This window comes from Acinetobacter sp. 22301 (genome assembly GCF_052045285.1).
GTDB lineage: Bacteria > Pseudomonadota > Gammaproteobacteria > Pseudomonadales > Moraxellaceae > Acinetobacter > Acinetobacter pittii.
Genome location: NZ_JBQEOR010000009.1, coordinates 1 through 19288, shown reverse-complemented (window position 1 = coordinate 19288; position 19288 = coordinate 1). Strand labels below are relative to the sequence as shown.

Here is a 19288-nt window from a genome sequence, read left to right as displayed (position 1 = left end):
CATTAGCTTATGCCCTAAATATAAAACAAATATGCTAAATTCGTTTTGCTTCTGTGAAGTTTTTTATTGGGTTTATCGCTTTTTTCCCAATAATCGCTACACTAACGGCGAACTACATCCAAAAAGATAACTCAAGTTTAGAGGTAGCACCATGTCGCAATTGAATGTTGATTTACAAGAAATCGCAAAGTTTGAAGCACTTGCTGCCAAATGGTGGGATCAACATTCTGAATTTCGCCCACTTCACCAGATCAATCCACTACGTCTTAACTGGATTGATGAACGTGCAGGCGGTCTTGTTGGTAAAAAAGTACTTGATGTCGGCTGTGGTGGCGGTATTTTGGCCGAAAGCATGGCACGTCGTGGCGCAGATGTATTAGGTATCGATATGGGTGAAGCACCTCTAGCTGTCGGCCGTTTACATGCTCAGCAAGAAAATGTTCAAAATATTGAATATCGTCAAATTCCTGTAGAGGAATTAGCACAAGAACAGGCTGGTCAATATGACGTGGTGACTTGTATGGAAATGATGGAACACGTTCCAGATCCAGCATCTATTGTAAAAGCTTGTCAGGCTCTGGTTAAACCGGGCGGCCATGTGTTCTTCTCGACCATTAACCGTAACCCAAAATCTTATTTATTTGCCATTATTGGTGCAGAGTACGTCCTACGCATGTTGCCAAAAGGTACGCATGATTATCATAAATTTATTCGACCATCTGAAATGGCACATGATATTCGTAATGCAGGTCTTACGTTAAAAGAAATGACTGGACTACATTACAACCCACTGACCAAGCATTACTGGTTAGCGCCAAATGTTGACGTTAACTATATGGTTCATACGATTAATACAGGTGCATGATGAAAGCTGTTTTATTTGATTTAGACGGTACGCTTATCGATACAGCTGCGGATTTCATTCGTATTATTCAGCAAATGTGCCGTGATGCAAGACGCCCTGTTGTAGAAGCCGATCTTATTCGCACTCAGGTTTCTGAAGGTGCACGTGCGATGGTGAAATTGGTCTATCCAGAGCTAGATGTGGCCAACCCAATATTCTTGGCACATCGTCAAAACTTTTTAGATCTGTACGGCAATAATATTGTGGTCGATACAGATCTGTTTGAAGGCATGTATCCACTCTTAGAAGAGTTAGAAGCTGCACAAATCCCATGGGGTATTGTGACCAACAAACCACGCGGATTAAGTGAATCTCTTTTAGAAAAGTTAAATCTAACAGAACGCTGTGCGGTTCTGGTATGCCCTGAAGATGTCAGTAAAACCAAACCAGATCCTGAACCAATGTATTTGGCTGCTAAACAGTTAAATATCCCAGCAGATCAAATTATTTATGTGGGCGACCACCCACGTGATATTGATGCTGGTCGCAATGCCGATATGTATACCATATTGGCAGCTTATGGCTATTTACCTATCGAACACCGTGATGATTTAGCATCATGGCAGGCCGATTCGATTGTAAATACAGTGACAGAATTACACGATATGTTACGTCAAAAGCTTCCTGCTCTACAGGAAAATCAGCGTATGATAAGTTAACATCAGAGTTTTATAGACTTTTTTAACGGCTATTTGTTTTATCAATATAAAAAGAAGGAGGTTTACCAATGAAATATTCAGAATACCAACCTCGTCCGGATCTACTCAAAGATCGAATTATTTTAATTACCGGTGCTGGTGATGGAATTGGGCGAGCTGCGGCTCTAAGTTATGCCCTACATGGTGCAACCGTTGTCCTACATGGTAGAACCTTAAATAAACTTGAAGTGATTTATGATGAAATTGAAAGTCTAGGTGCACCGCAACCCGCGATTTTACCGCTACAGCTTTCAAGTGCCTCTGACCGTGATTATGATTTTTTAGTCGATACGCTCGAAAAGCAGTTTGGGCGTCTAGACGGTATTTTGCATAATGCGGGTATTTTGGGTGAACGTGTAGAACTAGCACATTACCCAACAGAAGTATGGGATGACGTAATGGCAGTTAACTTACGTGCTCCTTTTGCCCTCACTCAAGCTCTATTACCACTTTTGCAAAAGTCAGAAAATGCCTCTGTTGTATTTACCAGCTCGGGTGTAGGCCGTGAAGCACGTGCTTTGTGGGGCGCATATTCTGTCTCAAAAATTGCAATTGAAGCAGTAAGTAAAATTTTTGCAGCGGAAAATACTTATCCAAATATCCGCTTTAACTGCATTAATCCAGGCGCAACACGTACTGCAATGCGTGCTAAAGCCTACCCACAAGAAGATCCGAAGACACTACCTACACCTGAGTCAATCTTGCCTGCTTACCTCTATTTAATGGGTGAAGACAGCTTGGCACTCAATGGTCAAAGTATTGATGCACAGGATTAAAAAGTTAAAGATGAAAAAGCTAAATTAAATTACGGCCAATCATCAAATCTGGCTTGCCTATACCTGAAAAGATATACAAGCCTTTTTTATTATTGATAAAAACCCTTGATCTATCCGTAATTTTAATTGAACCATTAAATGATCTTCACAGTTTCTCTGCATTTTGCGCGTAGAGTATTCAACATGAGAGACATCAGATGTAAACGAGGATGCATCATGAAAAAGTTGTTCACCATCTTAGCCCTTTGCATAACCGTACTAACCACCAGTATGGCGAGCTTTGCTGATCCTCCTTTTGACCGAGGCCATGGCCCAAAAGGTCCTAAAGGTGGAGGTCCACGTGGTGAGTGGAATGATCGTGGACCAGGATTTGGACGTGATCATGATGATGATCGTATCCGTGACGAACGCCGTATGCGCGAAGAGCGTGGCTTTGAACGATTAAAACAACATCGCTGGCAGCCTGGCTATGTTATGCCACAGCACTATCGTGGTAATGGCTATAAAGTCGACTATAAAGACAGTAACTTGCCAAAACCGGGCCGTAATCAACAATGGTACAAAATCAATAATGACTATATTTTAGTCGACACAGATTCTAATAGCATTGTGAGTATTCGTGGTTTTTAAGGCGATAGGCCCTCGCTATCGCTGAGTAAAAAAAGGATAAAGCCTTTGGGTTTTATCCTTTTTTTATTGTTTATCTATCTTAAAAATACAAGCTTTTTTATATTTTCACTTTAGATATTTTCTTAATTTCTTCTTATTTCACAATTAGTTTTCACATTTATTCTTCTTAGCCTCCACGATTTATCTGCAATTGTTCACTAATCTTTAGTTATTGAAATTTAACTCATCATTCGAGGTTTACAATGAAAAAATTAACAACAGCGATTGTTCTTTCACTTAGTGGCTTAGTTGCAACAACAGCAATGGCAGCACCAAATGATCATAATCATCATGGCAACTATCAAAACCATGAAGTAAAAACAGTTAAAGTGATTAAAAAAGACGACCATCGTAATGCGTGGAGAGTAGGTCAGGTTGTACCGCATGAGTATCGACATTCACGTTACGTGATCGACTATCGTCAACACCAAAAATTGACTAAACCGGGTCGTTATCAAAAATGGTATAAAGTGAACGGAAATTACGTATTAGTGAATGAACAAAGTCATAAAATCATTAGAGTTGTTCACTAATCAAAAAAATTTAAACACCCAAATTTCAATTTGGGTGTTTTTTTATCTAAAACATGCGGCTTTAGTCTTTTTTGTTTAGAATCATCTTTATATCTTTTTGCTGTTGATTCGAGATCGGTATGCCAAGTAAGCCTGAAAGTAAGTCGCATAATAACACCCAGCATTATGTACACTGGTTTCGACACTCAGCGCCCTACATTAATGCTCACCGCGATAAAACATTTGTGTTGATGTTTGGTGGTGAAGCAGTCCGACATCCTAATTTCGAACATATCATTCACGATATTGCTTTATTACATTCTCTTGGCATCCGCTTAATCTTAGTTCATGGCGCACGTCCACAAATTAATCAAAATCTTAAAGAAAAAGGAATCGAAACTCCTTTTTATGACAACAGCCGTATTACCACACGTGAATCTTTAAGCTGTGTTATGAGTGCTGTAGGTTCTATTCGCCTTGAAATTGAAGCATTACTTTCTATGGGCTTAGCAAACTCGCCAATGTACGGCGCTCGCATAGATGTGGTATCAGGTAATTTTGTGACTGCTAAACCTTATGGTATTCGTGATGGCATGGATTTCCAGCTTACAGGTGAAGTTCGTTCTATTGATACAGATGCGATTGATCGACACCTCGATAATCATAATATTGTACTGCTAGGACCAACAGGTTACTCCACTACAGGTGAGGTATTTAACTTAAGAGCTGAAGAAGTCGCAACTAAAACAGCAACTTATTTAAAAGCAGATAAACTCATTTTTCTTGGAGAGCAACAAGGATTGCTGAATGAAGATGAGCAAATATTACGTGAATTAAGCCCACATCAACTGGACTACTATATTCAACAATACCAAACCATTAGCCCAACACTCACTTTGCATTTGCAACAGGCAAAAAAAGCATCTTTATCAGGTGTACACCGCGTTCATCTTATTTCTTATGCCTATGATGGCGCCCTTCTCGAAGAGTTATTTACTCGAGATGGTATAGGCACCATGATTACCGATGCGCATTATGAAGAAGTTCGCATGGCCAATATTCAAGACGTAGGCGGTTTAATGAATTTATTACGTCCATTAGAAGAAGAAGGTATCTTAGTTTATCGTTCGCGTGAACGTTTAGAGCAAGAGATTAGCCAGTTCGCTGTTATTGAGCGCGATGGTACGATTCTAGCGTGTGCTGCACTTTATCCAATTCCAACAGAATTTAATGAAACACGTTCAGCAGAAATTGCCTGCGTCGCAGTACACCCAAGTTATCGTAAATCGAACCGTGGCAGCCAGATTTTGCAATTCCTTGAAGAAAAGGCAAAAGAACAAGGTATTCGTCAATTATTTGTTTTAACGACTCGAACCGCTCACTGGTTCTTAGAGCACGGTTTCCATCAGGTGAGTGTTGATGACTTACCAAATGCTCGTCAAGCACTCTATAACTATCAGAGAAATTCTTTAGTCTTTAAGAAACTGCTTCCCTAGCCTTTGCTATTTTTAAGATATTCTTATTTCAGATAAGCTTAGTTCAAAAAGTACACCCGTAAACACGATTAATTTATGGTTGTACTTTTTTTAAATCTAAATTTTTTAAGGTTTTAATATTTTTTATTTTATTTACATCAACTTAATCAAAATTCATTAAATATATTTTTAATAGATAAATCATTTTTTCGCATAAGTTTATAGCCTATTGTGTTTAGCTTTTTTTTGCATAAATAAAGACCGAATACTTATTTTTTCTGAAATAAAAATCCATTTAGGGTATCTGCTCATCCAATTATTTTTTTCTTTTTCTCTTTCGGGGAGTACGAAATCTCATGGCACTTTTCAACACCACTTCATGGGCAAAATATTCAGTCATCGCGGCCAGCCTTGCAGGAGTGATGATGTTAAGTGGTTGTGCCAAAAAAGAGGAACAAGCCACCACAACTTTAAATATTGGCTACCAAAAATATGGGATTCTTCCTATTTTAAAGGCTCGTGGTGACTTAGAAAAAGCATTAAAAGAACAAGGCGTGCAAGTAAAATGGGTTGAGTTCCCTGCTGGCCCTCAATTGCTTGAAGGTTTAAACGTAGGAAGTGTTTCGCTGGGGGAAGCTGGTGAAGCACCACCGATCTTTGCTCAGGCTGCCAATCCAAATTTAGTCTATGTCGCAAACCAACCTGCTGCGCCAAAAGCTGAAGCACTATTGGTACAAAAAGACTCTCCAATCCAATCTATTAAAGATTTAAAAGGCAAACGTGTTGCTCTTAACAAAGGCTCGAATGTTCATTACCTATTGTTAAAAGTTTTAGAAGCCAACAACTTAAGCTTAAGTGATATTCAACCAGTTTATTTACCGCCATCAGACGCTCGTGCTGCCTTTGAAAAAGGTGCAGTCGATGCATGGGTCATTTGGGACCCGTTCTTTGCAGCAGCTGAACATCAAATTCAGGCCCGAGTTTTAGCAACAGGTGAAAACTTGGTGAGTAATCATCAGTTCTATTTAGCTGACCGTAAATTTGCAGAAAATAATCCGAAAGTACTCAACACTGTTGTACAGACACTTAACCAGACCACTGAGTGGGTAAGTTCACATCAGGATGAAGCTGCCAAGTTACTCGAAAAACCTACCGCACTTGAGTTTGATGTACTCAAAACTTCCATTTCACGTATGGGTTTTGGAGTGCAGCCAATATCTGACAAGGTGGCACAAGAACAACAATATGTGGCTGATGCTTTTTATGCACAAAAGCTCATTCCAAACAAACTCACCATTCAAGACGCCATTTTAAAACTGAAATAACCCCAGCTTGGGCACAGCTTAAATAACGATATAAATGCTGTGTCTTGCCTCAAGGGGAACAAGGATATCAATATGCAACATCAGTCATTATTTAGTAAGAGTCAGTGGACACAATTAATTAAGCGCCTCAGTGCAGTCACTGTATTAGGCTTAACAATCGCAGCGCCAGCTTGGGCAATTGATCCAACTGTGAAAGAACTTCGTATTGGTTTTCAAAAAAGCTCGATTAACTTTGCAATTGCCAAACAGCAAAAGCTATTTGAGCAAGAATTCCCAAATGCAAAAATTACTTGGAATGAGTTTCCTGCTGGACCACAAATTTTAGAAGCTTTAGCTGTCGGTTCTCTTGATGTAGGCGTTACTGGAGACACACCTCCTGTCTATGCACAAGCGGCTGGCAAGCCTTTATATTACATTGCTTATGAAGCGGCTAAGCCATTGGCATCGGCAATTCTAGTTCCCAAAAACTCGCAGCTCAAACAGCTTAAAGACCTTAAAGGCAAACGTATTGCGCTGCAAAAAGGTTCAAGTTCACATTACTTACTTGTACAAGCCGTACGTAAAGCAGGCCTAAACTGGAGTGACATTACTCCGATCTGGCTTACTCCTGCCGATGCTCGCGCAGCATTCCAAAAGGGTGCTGTTGATGCATGGGCAATTTGGGATCCTTACTTTGCTTCAGCACAACTAGAAGACCAAGCGCGTGTTCTTGCATCGGGTAAAGGTTTAAGCCCGAACTATACATTTTATTTAGCGGCCCCAAATTTTGTTAAACAACATCCTAAAGCTATTTCAGGGCTCATCAAACAAATCAATCAAGCTGACAAATGGGTTCAAAGCCATCAAGCAGAAACGGCAGGTGCGATTGGTCAAAGTACAGGACTTAAGCCTGCAACCAGTGATTTATTCATTAAACGACGTCCACGCCCATCATCGGCAGCTCCACTCAGCAGCAAAGTGATTGCTGAGCAGCAGCAACTCGCAGACATTTTTACTCAACAAGGCATCATTCCAAAACCAATCAGCATTAAACAAGCTGTTTGGGGTGCCAAGTAATTTCAATAGACATATAGGTAATGCACATGAAAATTTTCTGGTTTATTCCTACCCACGGTGATAGTCGCTATTTAGGTACAAGTAAAGGCGCTCGTCAGGTTGACCATGCCTATATGAAGCAAATTGCTGTGGCAGTAGATAATTTAGGTTACGAAGGTGTACTTATTCCAACAGGCCGTTCATGTGAAGACCCTTGGATTACGGCGGCTAGCCTAATTGATGCAACTCAACACCTTAAATTTTTAGTTGCATTACGACCAGGGGTAACGACACCAGCGTTGGCAGCACGTATGGCTGCAACGTTTGATCGTTTGTCGAATGGCCGTGTGTTACTCAACTTAGTGACTGGTGGTGATGAAGCAGAACTACGCGGTGATGGCTTATATGAAGATCACTCAACACGTTATCAAACTGCTAATGAATACGTAAAAATCTGGCGTGAGATTTTGACACGCTCACATACAGGTGAAGCTTTTACATTCCACGGTGAACGCTTACAAGTGGATGATGCAAAACTACTTTACCCACCTGTTCAAAAGCCTTATCCACCACTTTGGTTCGGCGGTTCTTCAGACGTCGCGGTCGATCTTGCAGCTGAGCAAGTCGATACTTACCTTACATGGGGTGAACCACCAGAAGCAGTTAAACAAAAAGTCGAACATGTTCGTGCCAAAGCTGAGGCTAAAGGTCGTAAATTAACTTATGGCATTCGCTTGCATGTGATTGTTCGCGAAACCAACGAACAAGCTTGGGCAGCAGCGAATGAGCTTATCCAATATCTTGATGATGCGACTATTGCTGCGGCACAGAAAAAATTTGCACAAATGGACTCTGTAGGCCAACAACGTATGGCGGCTCTCCACGGTGGTAATCGAGACAAACTAGAAGTATCTCCAAACCTTTGGGCTGGTATTGGTTTAGTTCGTGGTGGTGCAGGTACAGCACTTGTAGGCGATCCTGAAACAGTTGCTGCTCGTATTCAGGAATATGCTGATTTAGGTATTGATACTTTCATTTTCTCAGGCTATCCACACCTTGAAGAATCAATTCGTTTTGCGGAGTTAGTATTCCCGTTATTACCAATTGAAACTCGCGCTAAACTTGCTCAGCCAAATTTAACTGGTCCATTCGGTGAAATTATTGCCAACAATTATGTTCCAGACGAGAAGAAGCAAAATAGTTCCGTCAAGGAGCCTGCATGAGCAAAGCTGAAAGTGTTGTTTCACGTGGAACAAAACAAATCGGGCAGCGTTTGCTGCCTTGGATTTTCCCTATTCTTCTATTAGTTGTTTGGCAAATTGCCTCAAGTTCGGGTCTTTTAGAAAGCCGTATTTTACCTGCACCTACTGCTGTAGTTTCCGCTTTTTGGCATCTACTGGTGAGTGGCGAACTCTGGCAGCACGTTAAAGTAAGTGCAGGACGTGCTTTACTCGGGTTGTTGATTGGCGGCGGCTTAGGTTTGTTATTAGGCCTGCTGAATGGGTCTTCGCGTTTCGCCTCTACCCTGCTCGATACGACCTTGCAAATGATTCGTAACATCCCAGCCTTAGCACTTATCCCACTTGTCATCTTGTGGTTCGGCATTGATGAAACAGCGAAATTATTTTTAGTCGCAGTAGGCGTTTTCTTCCCCATTTATATTAATACCTATCACGGTATTCGATCAGTTGACCCTCAATTGATTGAGATGGGCAAAAGCTATGGGCTTTCTCGCTGGCAGCTTTACAAAGAAATTATTTTGCCAGGTGCGATGCCTTCTATTTTAGTGGGTTTACGCTTTGCTTTAGGTTTGGTTTGGGTATTGCTCATTGTTGCTGAAACCATTTCAGCTCAAGCAGGTATTGGTTATATGACCATGAATGCACGTGAGTTTTTACAAACGGATGTAGTTCTGGTCGGTATTCTTCTGTACGCCTTACTAGGCAAACTGGCAGATGTTTTAGCACAGCTTTTGGAACGCTATTTACTACGTTGGCACTCTGGATATCAGAAATAAGGGAGCTTAGAACATGACAAATCTGAATTTAAATATTAATCAGAATGAAGTGCAGCTCATTCCGGAAGAACCAACAGAATCTCAAGAACCTGTATTAGGAGCAGAGATTCTGATTGAGCAACTTTATAAATTTTATGGTGAGGTAAAGGTCCTCGAAGATCTTGACCTACACATCCAGCCGGGTGAGTTTTTAGCAATTGTTGGCCGAAGTGGTTGTGGCAAAAGTACGTTACTCCGTTTAATTGCTCAACTTGAAAAAGCCAGCTTTGGGGAAATCAAATTTAAATCTGCCCGACATTTACGTGAAGGCATTACGAACGATGATATTCGAGTAATGTTCCAAGATCCTCGTTTACTTCCTTGGAGAAATATTCTTCAAAATGTTCAACTTGGGCTACCAAAATCGCAACATGCTTTAGCAGAAGAATTACTAGAAAAAGTCGGTTTAAAAGAGAAATCAGGACAATGGCCTTCCCAGCTTTCAGGTGGTCAACGTCAGCGTACTGCCCTAGCCCGTGCACTATCACATACGCCGCGCATATTGTTGCTAGACGAACCTTTGGGTGCATTAGATGCGTTAACTCGGCTTGAGATGCAAAGCTTGATTGAACGCTTGTGGAAGGAGCAAGGCTTTACTGCAATTTTGGTCACACACGATGTGAGTGAAGCAGTGCAATTAGCTGACCGTATTATCTTATTAGATAAGGGCAAGATTGCTCAAAGTTTCCAAGTTAATTTGCCACGCCCGCGTAAAAAGAGCATTACTTTTGCTCAACTTGAGCAACAAGTACTCGATGCGGTTTTGGCAACTTAAGGTTGCGATGAGTAATGAGAATATCTCAGCCGAAAAATGCCCAATTTACGAGCAATAAAACTGCTGTTTTATTGCTCTTTTTTAGGGCGAAATTTAAAAAATATTTTTAAGAATAACAATAAACTAGTGAATCTCTCTATTTTTTGCACAATAGTATATCTATTACACAAATAACTAGCCGTTTTTTGATTAAAAAAGCAAGACACCTGTGCACAAATCAAACAATTTCCCTTACAATGGGAATATTATTTTTTTAATTATGCAGCAGATGGAACAAAAAAAGAGTACCCAAAAGCGCAATCAGCTTCTTGCTGCGGCCCTTGACGTATTTTCAGTCTATGGGTTCAGTGGAGCAAGTCTGGATGAAATTGCCCAACTCGCCGACATGCATAAGTCGAATATTTTCTATTACTATGAAAATAAAGAGTCTTTATATGTAGAAGTGCTCACAACCGTTTTACAAAAATGGTTGGCCCCCTTACAAACTTTAGAAGCTGAATTAGAACCAGCCGAAGCCTTATCTCACTATTTAATTCAAAAAATCGAACTGTCTCGTAGCCAACCGAAAGCATCTAGATTGTTTGCACTAGAAATTATTCAAGGCGCTCCACATATTTTGCCTATACTGAAAGGGCCTTTGAAAAAGCTATTTAAACGCAAAGCTAAAGTCATTCAGACTTGGCAAGAAGAAGGAAAGATTTCCCCAGATATCGACCCTGAGTTATTAATACTCAATATTTGGGGCCTTACGCAAAACTATGCAGATTTTGCAACTCAAATGGAAATGGTAACTGGTAAAACGCTTCGTAACCGCAGTATGTTCCAGCGTTCGATTGAGCATACGGTACATATGATGCTCTACGGCGTATTACCTCGTTAAACAAAAAAAGATCGGCAAATTTGCCGATCTTTTTCTAGAAATGATTTTGATAAAGTGCTAGGAGTTTCTGGGCCCCTAACAATAAATTTTCTTCCCAATCCAAATGTGCAGTATCATCTGCCCCATCAGTAATATACTTCACAGAAATTAATCGTACACCTAACTTATGGCACACTTTAGCTAAAGCATAGCCTTCCATGTCAACCACATCACAAGCTACTTTTGGCTGACCCGTTTCAAATGAATCACCAGTTCCACAAACTGCTTTTGGCAAATCAATAAAATGTGGTTGAAGATGAATTTCAGCTGGCAAGTGATCATCTAACGGCGTTACACCTACTTCAAACCCTAGGGGTGAAACATCCATATCACGTTGTACAAAAGTCTTCACCTCGACCAAATCATGTCGATTAAACGCAGAGCTTCCAGCTGTACCTAGATTAATTAAAGTTTTACAGCCAGTTTTTTGAATAACTTCAAATGCTTTAAAGGCAGCATTAATCTTACCAATACCACTGTAATGGACTTCAACACCTGCTTGTTCAAATAAACCCTTAGATTCATTAGGAAGTGCCATAATCAAAGCAATATCAGTGTTCATTCAAAAAGCTCAAATCAAAATTAAATAAGTTAGAAAATAAGTATAAATCAGGTGCAAAAGCTTTTTGCACCTTTTCATCATTACTGCACTTTTTGTTGTAAAGCGATTAAGCATGGAGAAAAAAACAGTTGACCACTATATGCTCCTGCTAGCGTTTTCTTCATTACAACGCCCCACATCGTCAATAACAGAATACTCAATGCGACAGCAACGTATTGTAAGAATACAATTTCAACCTGATGTCCTAAATTAAATAGTGCGAGAATAAATACACCTAATGGAAAGGTTAAGCCCCACCAGCCCAAGTTAAATGGAATACCTGTCTTGGCGTGACGAAGCGTTGTTAAAATCGCAAGACCAAGCCACCATAAACCAAAGCCTAAAAGTACAAGACTGCCTACAACTCCTAAAGCTTGAAAGACATTCGCAAATTGGTGAAATCCTACGTTTGGCGCCACTCTTTGTGCCTGCTGACCTAGTAACAATAAACCTAATGCACCTGTACCAATCGGGCCTAAAGAGAGCCAGCTAGAAATAGCGACTTCTTTTTCAGGTAGCTGATGCAAAGCCATACGTAATATTAAAATTGTCAGAATAGCGAATGCTGGTAAAATAGAGATTCCCCAAAGTACATAGCCCCCCATTAATAAATGAAAGCTGTGCACATCTGCTGGTAAATGTGCAACTAACATGCCCGCAGAACTTGCTGCGACTTCACAAGCAACCACAGGTAAAAGCCAGATTGCAGTCATGGTATGTAGCTGATGGTTCTGACGGCTAAACATGCAAAATGGTACAATCCACGCAATTGCTAGCGCTAAAAAGACATCGATGTACCATAAAGCTTGGGCGATATGGATTGCGACTTCCCCGTAAAGCCCGATACCAAAGCTTAAAAAGCCATTTAGTATGGTAGCGAGCCCCATCGGAATAGCGCCTAAAAACAAGCTCATATTTGGATGATTAAAAATTTGCTTCGCCTCATGAGGGAAAAGAAACCACCGCAATAAATAAAGAACTGAAAAAACGCTAAATAAAGCAATGTTAAATTGCCATAACAAAGTTGCTAGCGTGAATAAAAATGATTGAGCAAATGGAAGCTGAATTAAAATCATACTCACCACGCCAGTACCCATAGTCGCTGTAAACCAATTTGGAGTAAAATGTCGTATAACATCTTTGCTTTGATTTAATTGGTAAAAGGGTTTTTTCATCTTAGTTCTCTAATCAAAGAGTGGATAAAGACATAGTAGAGCAAACCACTAATAAGAAAAATTGATTTATTTTTATTTAATTCATCAGTATTTTAAATATACAGATATTCATTTTGAAAAATAACTGAGTAAAAACACAACAACAAGACGAATCTGTGAGATTATGGCAATATATAGCCCTTGCAAAAATAGCCATATTTTAAGTTCATGAAACTGCTTCGTCTTAATGCGTTATCGCCCAATTTTCAGTTACCTCAAACAGCGGTAACTATTGGTAATTTTGATGGTGTCCATTTAGGCCACCAAGCGATGATTGCTCAACTCAAAAACATTGCTGCAGCACAAGGCTTAAAAACACTGGTCATGATTTTTGAGCCACAACCTCTTGAGTTCTTTAAAGGTTACGATGCTCCTCCTCGTATTAATTCACTACGGGAAAAAGTTGAATACCTAGCTGAGCTTGGCGTTGACTATATTGCGGTTGCTAAATTTGATGAACATTTTCGTAGCATGAGCGCATCTGCCTTCGCAGATTTATTAAAAGACAAATTAAATGCTCAAGCTTTGGTTTTAGGAGATGACTTTCATTTCGGCAAAGACCGCCAAGGCAACAGTGAATTTTTAAAAGATTATGGCTTCCAAGTCACAAATTTACATACCATTGAACTTGAAGGTGAACGCGTCAGTTCAACCCGTATTCGCCAAGTACTTCAAGTGGGTAATCTTGCTTTAGCAGCTAAATTATTAGGCCGTCCGTACAGTATTACTGGACGTGTCCAATATGGCGATCAAATTGGTCGAACTCTTGATTTTCCAACCATTAATGTTCGACTCAACCGCCACAAACCTTGTTTAAACGGTATTTATGGCGTTGAAGTCATTTGCGAAACAACTTCACTCACTGAAAAAGTGCGCCAAGAAACACCAGAGAAACCGGGAATTGCCGGATATCATGAAAATAGCCTCTATGGTGCAGGTCATGTCGGTACACGTCCCGCCATTCAGCAAGAACATCCAGAATGGAGATTAGAAGTACATTTCCCTGATGTTTCTGCTAATCTGTATGGCTTATTTATGCGGGTGACTTTTCTTCACTATCTTCATGGTGAATTGAACTACCCTTCGCTTGAAGCACTTAAGGCTGGAATTGATAATGACGTGCAACAGTTACGACAATACCGTAACGACACGACACAATTTCCTTTTTAATTCGAATTTTGATTGTAAAACATGTCAGCTCCCAAGCTGATTAAAACTGGATGAAAACTTGCATGAGCGATAAGCAAACTCCTGAGAATGCAGTGGACTACAAAGCCACGCTAAACCTGCCGGATACTCAATTTGCAATGAAAGCAAATTTGGCAGTACGTGAAGTGAAATGGTTAGAAGAGTGGTATACCGACAACATTTATCAGCAGATTCGTGCATCGCGTATTGGCAAGAAAAAATATATTTTGCATGATGGCCCTCCATATGCGAACGGTACAATTCACTTAGGCCACGCAGTCAATAAAGTACTTAAAGACGTTATTGTAAAAAGCCGTACACTTTCAGGTTTTGATGCACCATATGTTCCAGGTTGGGACTGTCATGGCTTGCCAATCGAACTAAAAGTCGAAGAGAAAGTAGGTAAAGTGGGCGAAAAAGTTGACGCAGCAACTTTCCGTAAACTTTGCCGTGAATACGCGCTAAAACAAATTGATTTACAACGTACTGACTTTAAACGTCTTGGTATTTTAGGTGATTGGGATAATCCTTATCTCACCATGAATTACAAACAAGAAGCCGATATCGTTCGTGCTTTAGGTCTCATCCAGAAAAATGGCCATATCCAACCAGGCTTAAAACCAGTGAACTGGTGTATGGACTGCGGTTCAGCTCTTGCTGAAGCAGAGGTTGAATACGAAGATAAAAAATCTGACGCAATTGACGTTGGATTTGGCGTTGTCGATCTAAAAGATTTAAGTGCTCGCTTAAACGTAGAAGTTCAAGATCCGACAGATATCGTGATCTGGACCACTACACCTTGGACATTACCAGCTAACCAAGCCGTTGCGTTGCATGCCGAAATTGAATATCAATTGGTGCAAGTGTCTACTGAGCGCGATAAGCAAAACTTCATTCTTGCTAAAGACCTAGTTGCTTCAGCGATTGAGCGTTACAAGCTTGAAAACCCAATTGTTTTAGCTGATTTTACAGGTTCAGCTCTTGAAAACCTTACTTTACAACACCCTCTACTTACTGATCGTCAAGTTCCGGTTATTTTAGGTGAACACGTTATTGCAACAAGCGGTACAGGTGCCGTACATACAGCACCTGGCCATGGTGCAGACGACTATAAAGTAGGTCTTCAATACAACCTTAAAGTAGATAACCCAGTGGGTGGTAACGGTGTTTATTTACCAACTGCTCCAATCTATGCTGGTGAACACATCTATAAAGCCAATCCAAAGATTATCGAAGCTTTGGGCGCTGTAGGCCGTTTATGGGCTCATCAGCCAATTAAACATAGCTACCCACACTGCTGGCGCCATAAGACTCCAATTATTTTCCGTGCTACACCACAATGGTTCATTAGCATGGATCAAAAAGGTTTACGTGAAGGTGCGCTTAATGCCATTGAAAATGATATCGAGTTTGTACCGAACTGGGGTAAAAACCGTATTGAATCAATGATCGAAGGTCGTCCGGACTGGTGTATTTCACGTCAACGTACTTGGGGTGTTCCAATTCCATTCTTCGTTCATAAAGACACGAACGAATTACACCCACGTACACCTGAACTCATCGAAGAAGTTGCTCAACTGATCGAAGAAGAAGGCATCGAAGCATGGTTCAAACGTGAAGCAAAAGACTTCATCGGTGAAGATGCTGAACAATATAACGCTGTTCGCGATACACTCGATGTATGGTTCGACTCTGGCACAACACATTACGCTGTACTTGAGCAACGTGAAGAATTAGAAAGCCCTGCTGACTTATATTTAGAGGGTTCAGACCAACACCGCGGCTGGTTCCAATCTTCTTTATTAACATCTATGGCAATTCACAATCGTGCGCCATATAAAGCCTTGTTAACTCATGGTTTTACAGTGGACGAAAACGGTCGTAAATTGTCGAAATCTTTAGGCAACTATATCCCGCTTGAAGAAATCATCAAACAGCTTGGTGCAGATGGTTTACGACTATATGTAGCGTCTAGCGACTACCGTTATGAAATCGCAGCATCGAAAGAAATCTTTAGCCGTGTAAGTGATAGCTATCGCCGTATTCGTAATACCCTACGCTTCTTGCTTGCGAACCTAAATGGTTTCAAACCAAGTACTGATGCTCTGGACGTAGATGACCTTATCGCTCTAGATCAATACATCTTACAGCGTGCGAATGAAGTACAACAAACCATTATCACTGCCTATGAAGAAATGAACTTCCATGTGGTGTGTAGTGCGTTAACAAGCTTCTGTATTAATGACTTAGGTGGTTTCTACCTAGATATTATCAAAGACCGTCAATACACCACTAAAGCGGATTCTCAGGCACGTCGTTCTGCACAAACAGCGCTTTATCATATTGTTCAAGCATTTATCCGTTGGATGAGCCCAATCTTAAGCTTTACGGCTCAAGAAGCTTGGCCATTGATTCCAGAACAAACTGAAAAGTATGTATTTACTTCAGAATGGTATGACTTACCTGTTTCATCAAAAGCAAACTTGCTTTCTGAAGAAGATTGGCAAACATTGATTAGCGTAAAATCTGCAGTAAATAAACAGATTGAAGCAGCGCGTAACGCTAAACTTGTCGGCAGTAATCTTTCAGCCAAAGTTGAACTTTGGGCAAGTGAATCATTACAAACAGTTTTAAACCAACTGGCTGATGAACTCCGTTTTGTTCTTATTACTTCGCAAGTAGTAGTACATCCATTTGCTGAGCAAGGTGAAGCAACTGAAATGGAAGGCTTACGTGTACAAATATCTGCAGCTGAAGGTGAAAAATGTGCACGTTGCTGGCACGTTCTTCCAGATGTAAATACACATGCCGATCATCCTGGTTTATGTGGTCGTTGTATTGTGAACGTCACTGGTCGTGGCGAAGTGAGAAAATATGCCTAATTCACAAGCTAAAAAAGGCTTATTCCAGTTTTATCCACATAATCTGATTTGGCTTGGACTTTCAGTCCTTGCCATTGTATTGGATCAATGGACAAAATGGATTGCGAGTACACATCTAAACTATGCAGATCCTGTACCTGTACTTCCATTTTTAAACTGGACACTATTACATAACTATGGTGCAGCTTTTAGCTTTTTATCTGATGCAGGAGGATGGCAGCGCTATTTCTTCACATCTTTGGCGGGCTTAGTTTCAGTACTTTTTGTATTTTGGTTAATGCGTATGCCTAAAAAAATGGTGGTGCTACCTGTAGCCATCGCTTTAATTTTAGGTGGAGCTTTAGGCAATTTAATTGACCGTATTACCCTAGGTTATGTGGTCGATTTCATTCATGTTTATTACCAAAATCATCACTTTCCAGCTTTTAATATTGCGGACAGTGCCATCACTCTAGGTACGATTTTGCTACTCATTGATACATTCTTCCTTGAGAAGCAACGTAACCAAAATTCGGATGCATAATATGACCGAAATTATTCAACCTAACGAAGAAATTCGTATCCAAGAAGGCTCTAAAGTCGACCTACACTTTTCTGTAGCTATCGAAAATGGTGTAGAAATTGACAATACACGTAGCCGTGAAGAGCCAGTTAGTCTGACTATTGGTGACGGAAACCTTTTACCAGGTTTCGAAAAAGCATTATTCGGTTTACGTGCAGGTGACCGCCGTACAGTACACCTTCCACCAGAAGAGGCTTTTGGTCCATGGAATCCAGAAAATGTTCAAACTTTCGATACAGTTAAGTTTGAACAACGCCCTATTCCTGGTCACATGATCGAATTTGAAGATAAGGCAAAAACCACCTTATTCGGTGTAGTAAAATCAGTTAATGATGACATTACAGAAATTGATTTTAATCACCCATTAGCTGGGAAAAATATTACCTTTGAAGTAGAAATATTTAAGGTTACTCCTGAAGGCCAACAAGGCATTAAGCTAATGTAAATAAAAAAGCCCTCTACATGAGGGCTTTTTTATGATTTAATTTTTATTAGTGACATAAGAATCCTTACAAATTCTATATTCTCTCCTACCTATAGAATGAATTAAGTTATAAAGATAAAAATTCTTAGGAAAAATACATGCTGGTCTATATTATCGTAGGAAGTGTTCGTGAAGGACGTACAGCAATTAAAGTTGCCAATTGGCTAGAATCCACAATTCCATCATTTAATCTAGAAGATTTTCAGACAGAAGTAATTGATTTAAAAGAGTGGAATTTACCGTTATTTTCAGGCTCTCACCCACCTGCTACCGGGATTTATGATCAACCTAAACAACAAGAATGGGCAGACAAAATTGCTCAAGCAGATGCATTTATCTTTATTAGCCCAGAATACAACCATGGTTACAGCCCAGCTTTAAAAAATGCACTTGATTATGTCGGTAAGGAGTGGGGTGGTAAACCTGCTGCATTTATTGGCTATGGTTCAACAAATGGCTCTCGTTCTATTAGCCAAATACGTCAAGTCACCTCAAGTTTAAGTATTATTGACCCGAATGCTGTAATAGAGATAAGAGATATATTTAAACGTAATAAAGATGAAAAATTCGAAGCTAATGAATTTGAAGTAAAAGGTCTTCAATCCATTGTTGAGAAACTACAGAAATATCATTTGTCTTAATTACATAAAAGGCCTCTTTTCTAAACAAAAGAGGCCTTTAATTTTATAAACTATTTAAATACTCCACTACATCAGCATTACCTGCCATTTCTGCAAGCTCTAATGCTGTGTATTCACTTTTGTAAGCGACATGCGCACCTTTTTCAATTAAGAGTTGAACTATCTCTAAATGATCATTTTCAGCAGCTGCTTGTAGAGCACTATATCCCTCATCATCTGTCTGATTAGGATCCTCTCCCTCTATTAGTAATTCTTTTACTTGATCGATATCACCTAGAGATGCCCAATAAATCAATGCAGGCAAAGATAGCTCTTCATCATCTTCAGGTATTGGAGAGAAAGAATTGATTTTCATGGCCGTACCCCAAATAATAGAGTTCATCATTATATTCATAGAATACAGCAAGAATACAAATCTAATTTTGGACCTATCTTTTATTAAAGATTAAATTCCGCAATAAAGAAACACCCCCACTCTTGCGAACGGGGGTGTTTAGAATAATGAGCTGGCGATGACTTACTCTCACATGGGTAACCCCACACTACCATCAGCGCTAAGAGGTTTCACTTCT

20 protein-coding genes are annotated in these 19288 nt (G+C 40.0%); 17 read left to right on the top strand and 3 right to left on the bottom strand.

The genetic code is table 11. The annotated features are described in order from the left end of the window. Window positions 1-151 precede the first annotated feature (151 nt). From ubiG to ACTJJH_RS13420, 12 genes are all read left to right on the top strand, one after another. Window positions 152-865 carry a bifunctional 2-polyprenyl-6-hydroxyphenol methylase/3-demethylubiquinol 3-O-methyltransferase UbiG gene (gene ubiG / locus ACTJJH_RS13475; RefSeq protein WP_017400299.1) on the top strand — a complete coding sequence of 238 codons (714 nt, stop codon included), beginning with the start codon at window positions 152-154 and terminating at the stop codon, window positions 863-865. Continuing rightward, the gene (locus ACTJJH_RS13470; protein ID WP_005804827.1) at window positions 862-1563 is read left to right on the top strand and encodes an HAD family hydrolase; all 702 of its coding nucleotides are present in this window, start codon (window positions 862-864) and stop codon (window positions 1561-1563) included. The genes ubiG and ACTJJH_RS13470 overlap by 4 nt, the downstream gene beginning before the upstream one ends. A 68-nt stretch (window positions 1564-1631) precedes the next feature. Then, window positions 1632-2378, top strand: coding sequence for a YciK family oxidoreductase (locus ACTJJH_RS13465; RefSeq protein ID WP_002120710.1), 747 nt, complete (start codon window positions 1632-1634; stop codon window positions 2376-2378). A gap of 216 nt (window positions 2379-2594) precedes the next feature. After that, on the top strand, window positions 2595-3008 hold the full coding sequence (locus tag ACTJJH_RS13460) for an RcnB family protein (RefSeq protein ID WP_005071792.1): 414 nt from the start codon (window positions 2595-2597) through the stop codon (window positions 3006-3008). A 242-nt stretch (window positions 3009-3250) separates the two neighbouring features. Further along, window positions 3251-3580, top strand: a complete 330-nt coding sequence (locus tag ACTJJH_RS13455) for an RcnB family protein (protein WP_017482365.1) — start codon at window positions 3251-3253, stop codon at window positions 3578-3580. A gap of 119 nt (window positions 3581-3699) precedes the next feature. Next, a complete protein-coding gene (argA, locus tag ACTJJH_RS13450) occupies window positions 3700-5055 on the top strand; it encodes an amino-acid N-acetyltransferase (RefSeq protein WP_161283037.1) in 1356 nt (451 codons plus the stop codon). A 335-nt stretch (window positions 5056-5390) separates the two neighbouring features. After that, entirely contained in the window at window positions 5391-6359 is a 969-nt protein-coding gene (locus ACTJJH_RS13445) for a sulfonate ABC transporter substrate-binding protein (protein ID WP_032063257.1), read from the top strand. A gap of 72 nt (window positions 6360-6431) precedes the next feature. Next, a complete protein-coding gene (locus ACTJJH_RS13440; protein ID WP_161283036.1) occupies window positions 6432-7415 on the top strand; it encodes a sulfonate ABC transporter substrate-binding protein in 984 nt (327 codons plus the stop codon). 26 nt (window positions 7416-7441) lie between these two features. Beyond that, window positions 7442-8617, top strand: coding sequence for an FMNH2-dependent alkanesulfonate monooxygenase (gene ssuD, locus ACTJJH_RS13435; RefSeq protein ID WP_005308909.1), 1176 nt, complete (start codon window positions 7442-7444; stop codon window positions 8615-8617). Continuing rightward, window positions 8614-9411 carry an aliphatic sulfonate ABC transporter permease SsuC gene (gene ssuC, locus ACTJJH_RS13430; RefSeq protein WP_002120785.1) on the top strand — a complete coding sequence of 266 codons (798 nt, stop codon included), beginning with the start codon at window positions 8614-8616 and terminating at the stop codon, window positions 9409-9411. The genes ssuD and ssuC overlap by 4 nt, the downstream gene beginning before the upstream one ends. Before the next feature lie 13 nt (window positions 9412-9424). Then, on the top strand, window positions 9425-10225 hold the full coding sequence (locus ACTJJH_RS13425; RefSeq protein ID WP_069141599.1) for an ABC transporter ATP-binding protein: 801 nt from the start codon (window positions 9425-9427) through the stop codon (window positions 10223-10225). Window positions 10226-10484: 259 nt separating this feature from the next. Beyond that, window positions 10485-11105 carry a TetR/AcrR family transcriptional regulator gene (locus tag ACTJJH_RS13420; RefSeq protein WP_005071782.1) on the top strand — a complete coding sequence of 207 codons (621 nt, stop codon included), beginning with the start codon at window positions 10485-10487 and terminating at the stop codon, window positions 11103-11105. 34 nt (window positions 11106-11139) lie between these two features. On the opposite strand, the gene ACTJJH_RS13415 is transcribed toward ACTJJH_RS13420, so the two are convergent. Both ACTJJH_RS13415 and ACTJJH_RS13410 read right to left on the bottom strand, forming a co-directional pair. Continuing rightward, entirely contained in the window at window positions 11140-11706 is a 567-nt protein-coding gene (locus ACTJJH_RS13415; RefSeq protein ID WP_069141598.1) for a 5'-methylthioadenosine/S-adenosylhomocysteine nucleosidase family protein, read from the bottom strand. A gap of 80 nt (window positions 11707-11786) precedes the next feature. Then, window positions 11787-12920, bottom strand: coding sequence for a TDT family transporter (locus ACTJJH_RS13410; RefSeq protein ID WP_440601281.1), 1134 nt, complete (start codon window positions 12918-12920; stop codon window positions 11787-11789). A gap of 207 nt (window positions 12921-13127) precedes the next feature. Here ACTJJH_RS13410 and ribF point away from each other — a divergent pair, with 207 nt between their 5' ends. The 5 genes from ribF (at window position 13128) to ACTJJH_RS13385 (ending at window position 18716) form a co-directional block, all read left to right on the top strand. Further along, the gene (gene ribF / locus ACTJJH_RS13405; RefSeq protein WP_068611934.1) at window positions 13128-14129 is read left to right on the top strand and encodes a bifunctional riboflavin kinase/FAD synthetase; all 1002 of its coding nucleotides are present in this window, start codon (window positions 13128-13130) and stop codon (window positions 14127-14129) included. Between the two features lie 62 nt (window positions 14130-14191). Continuing rightward, a complete protein-coding gene (gene ileS, locus ACTJJH_RS13400) occupies window positions 14192-17029 on the top strand; it encodes an isoleucine--tRNA ligase (protein WP_440601280.1) in 2838 nt (945 codons plus the stop codon). After that, window positions 17022-17552 carry a signal peptidase II gene (lspA, locus tag ACTJJH_RS13395; RefSeq protein WP_005804840.1) on the top strand — a complete coding sequence of 177 codons (531 nt, stop codon included), beginning with the start codon at window positions 17022-17024 and terminating at the stop codon, window positions 17550-17552. The genes ileS and lspA overlap by 8 nt, the downstream gene beginning before the upstream one ends. A 1-nt stretch (window position 17553) precedes the next feature. Continuing rightward, complete coding sequence (locus ACTJJH_RS13390) at window positions 17554-18036, top strand: FKBP-type peptidyl-prolyl cis-trans isomerase (protein WP_014208021.1); 483 nt, start codon at window positions 17554-17556, stop codon at window positions 18034-18036. A gap of 137 nt (window positions 18037-18173) precedes the next feature. After that, window positions 18174-18716, top strand: coding sequence for an NADPH-dependent FMN reductase (locus ACTJJH_RS13385; RefSeq protein WP_009387643.1), 543 nt, complete (start codon window positions 18174-18176; stop codon window positions 18714-18716). Window positions 18717-18759: 43 nt separating this feature from the next. Here the strand turns inward: ACTJJH_RS13385 and ACTJJH_RS13380 are convergent, their stop codons facing one another. Continuing rightward, entirely contained in the window at window positions 18760-19110 is a 351-nt protein-coding gene (locus ACTJJH_RS13380) for an ankyrin repeat domain-containing protein (RefSeq protein WP_440601279.1), read from the bottom strand. Between the last annotated feature and the right edge of the window lie 178 nt (window positions 19111-19288).